This is a genomic window from Roseateles sp. P5_E11 (assembly GCF_054049355.1).
The window spans coordinates 1-3,113 of record NZ_JBFUMO010000640.1 but is presented as its reverse complement, the minus strand read 5'-3'; the positions used below and the strand labels follow the sequence as shown (position 1 = coordinate 3,113).

3 protein-coding genes and 1 pseudogene are annotated in these 3,113 nt (G+C 70.1%); 2 read left to right on the top strand and 2 right to left on the bottom strand.

What is annotated here, in order from left to right:
* Positions 1-631: pseudogene (locus ACXJKR_RS28390) on the bottom strand (hypothetical protein); the annotation flags it as partial.
* 33 nt (positions 632-664) lie between these two features.
* Positions 665-1,891: a flavin-dependent oxidoreductase gene (locus tag ACXJKR_RS28385; protein ID WP_457325677.1), complete on the bottom strand. Its 1,227-nt coding sequence runs from the start codon at positions 1,889-1,891 to the stop codon at positions 665-667.
* Between the two features lie 64 nt (positions 1,892-1,955).
* On the opposite strand from ACXJKR_RS28385, the gene ACXJKR_RS28380 reads away from it, so the two are divergent.
* Together ACXJKR_RS28380 and ACXJKR_RS28375 are read left to right on the top strand one after the other, a co-directional pair.
* Complete coding sequence (locus ACXJKR_RS28380) at positions 1,956-2,459, top strand: MarR family winged helix-turn-helix transcriptional regulator (protein WP_235531798.1); 504 nt, start codon at positions 1,956-1,958, stop codon at positions 2,457-2,459.
* A gap of 26 nt (positions 2,460-2,485) precedes the next feature.
* A partial coding sequence (locus tag ACXJKR_RS28375) for a tripartite tricarboxylate transporter substrate-binding protein (protein ID WP_457325676.1) occupies positions 2,486-3,113 on the top strand: 628 nt, incomplete at its 3' end.

Genomic DNA, 3,113 nt, shown 5'->3' with positions numbered 1-3,113 from the left:
GTGCAAAGTCCAGGGCCAGGGCCCACCAGCCGCCGGGCAGCTTGACGCAAAAGTAGGACTGGCGCTGCGGGATGTCGGCGCCCAGCAGCGGTGCCGAGTCGTAGCCACGCACGAAGTAGCGGCTGAAGGTCGAGGCCGAGTCCATCCAGTCGTGGTTCTGCGGCACGGCCGCCAGCGTCAGCCGCCGGCCGCGCACCAGGGTGTCGGCGAAGTCGTTGCGCACCGCCTCGAACATCTCGACGAAGCGGTAGCGGTAGTCCTCGGTGCTGGCGGCCGGGTAGGCGAGGTCGCCACCGAAGAGCAGCAGCTGGCCTCTTGGGAGTGTCTGCAGGGTCTCGCCGTCGAGCGCCAGCTCGGGCGCCAGCGCGGCGCTCGCCACCGCATAGCTGGCGTTGCCGCCGTCACCGGTGTCGGCGATGAAATCAAACCAGAACGTACCGTCGGCCTCGGGCTGGCTGCGGTCGATGACCACCAGCGGTTGCGGCTGGGCCTCGCGGCCGTCGCGGTTGCGCAGCTGGTCCAGTGACGACAGCACCTGGTTGGCGGCAGTCCACAGCACGCTGGGTTGGTACCAGGCGACCGGATGGCGTTCGTGGGGTGGAACGGAGCGGCCGAGCTTGGGTGAAGGCATGGGGCGCGATGATCCTCGCGGCCCCGGCGGTGATCAAGGGGCGCGTGTGCGATGCCCCGCAGCCGCCTTGTACGCATTGATCTCGGCCGCCACCTCGGCGGGGTCGATGACGTCCGCCAGCCGGGCGAAGCCCTCCGGTGCCAGGGCCTCCACGCGGTCGAGGATGGCGTCCAGCCCTTCGCGGCGGTTCATCTCGACGATGCGGGCGCACATCGGCCGCCGTTCGTCCTCGTAGGCGGCCAGTGCCGTGTCGAGGTCGGCGTGCGCGCTCAGGGCCTCGGCCAGCGCCTTGGCATCCATGATGGCCTGGGTCGCGCCGTTGGAGCCGATCGGCACCATCGGGTGGGCTGCGTCACCCAGCAGCGTCGAGCGGCCGAGCTGCCAGCGTGGCAGCGGATCGCGATCCACCATGGGCCATTCCAGCATCTGCTCGGCGCGGCTGATGAGGCCAGGCACGTCCAGCCAGTCGAAGTGCCAGTGACCAAAGGTGGGCAGCAGGTCGTCGAGATTGCCGACGCGGCTCCAGTCGGCGCGGTCGGGGGCGGTCAGGCCGGGCGTGGGCTCCTGCACGCGGCGGTCGGCGATCCAGTTGATGAGCTGCAGCCCGTCGGCCCGCGGTGCGCCAATCGGGTAGACGACGAACTTGGCCTGGCTGTGGCCGGCCTGCACCATGGTGCGGCCGTCCAGGAAGGGCGGTGCCCAGGTCGTGCCACGCCACATCATGACGCCGCGCCAACAGGGCGCACCTTCGTCGGGTGCGAGGCGTCGGCGCAGAGCGGAGTGGATGCCGTCGGCGCCGATGACGAGATCGGCCGCCTGCTCGCGCGGGCCATCCACGGTTGCGATCTCGGCAATGGCGCGGTCGTCGCCTTCATCGCGCACGTTGACGACGCGCTGGCCGTCGAGCACCGTGACCTTGGCCGAGGCTTCGGCCCAGAGCCGCATCTGCAGCTCACCGCGATGGATGCTGAACTGCGGATGGCTGTAGCCGCCCTCCAGGCCGCGCGGGTCGCGGTAGATGGCCTGGCCGTGCTTGTTGGCGAAGACGAGGGCCGAGGTCTCGACGGCCATGCCGCGCAGCGCCGGCAGCAGGCCCAATTCGTCCAGCACGGCGACCGCATGCGGCAGCAGATTGATGCCCACGCCCAGCGGTTTAGGTTCCCGCACCGACTCCAGCACCGTCACGGCGTGGCCGCGTGCGTGCAGGGCCAGCGCGGCCGTCAGCCCGCCGATGCCACCGCCTGCGATCAGGATCTTCATGAGCTCAGGTTAACTCAGGGTAAGCGAGATAGTTGCAGTGAGCAACAAAAACTAAGCTGGATTGGTGAGCACGCCCGACGGCCCCAGCGCCATTCCTCCCGAAGGCCCGATGTTGCCTGTTCCCGGGCTGGATTACGGCCTGCTGGACGGCTTGCTGGGCTATGCGCTGCGGCGCGCGCAGAACGCGCTCTACCTGGACTTCTACCGCGCCACCGCCGAGTGGGACATCAGCCCGCCGCGCTTTGCCGCCCTGGTGCTGATCGCACGCAACCCCGGCCTGCGCCAGGGGCTGCTCGGCCAGGCCATGGGCCTGCACCGCAGCGGCGCGCTGCGCCTGACCGACTGGCTCAACGCCCAGGGCTGGGTCGAGCGCCGCGACGCGCCCGACGACGCGCGCAGCTGGGGCCTGCATCTGACGCCGGCCGGCAAAAGACTGCTGGCCAAGCTTGAAGCCGCCGTCGCCGAGCATGACCGTGCACTGGTCCGGGCCCTGGGCGACCAGGGGCCTGCACTGCAAACGGCCCTGGAGCGCCTCGCCCGCGTTGCCACTGCAGCGCCTATCAACTGACAACACGACCGGAGACAAGAGAAATGATGCAACGACGCCACCTGATGCTTTCCTTCGCGGCCTTGCCGCTCGCTGCGCGCGCGCAAGGCCAGCCGCCGCGCATCCTCGTCGGCTTCCCGGCCGGCGGCTCGGTGGACACGACGGCCCGCCGCTTCGCCGAATTCGGCCGCGGCAAGCTGGCCGAGACCATCCTCGTCGAGCAGAAGGTGGGCGCCGGTGGCCGCATCGCCATTGGCGCGCTGAAGGACGCGGCCCCCGACGGCCTGACGATGCTGCTCGGCCCTTCGTCCATGTTCACCGTCTACCCGCATGCCTACCGCAAGCTGGCCTACAACCCGGCGACCGACGTCATCCCGGTCTCGCCATTGGCGCTGTCGACCTGCGGTTTCGGCGTCGGGCCTCAGGTGYCGGCCACCGTCAAGACACTGGCGCAACTGGCCGACTGGCTGAAGGCCAACCCCGACAAGGCCGCCTACGCCTCGCCCGCAGCGGGCGCCATGCCCCACTTCCTCGGCAACCAGTTCGAGCACGCGGCCGGCCTCAAGCTCACGCACGCGCCCTACCGTGGCGCGGCGCCCGGCATGCAGGACCTGATGGGCGGCCAGATTGCCGCGGGCTGCTTCTCCATCGGCGACTTCCTGCCCCACCTCGCCT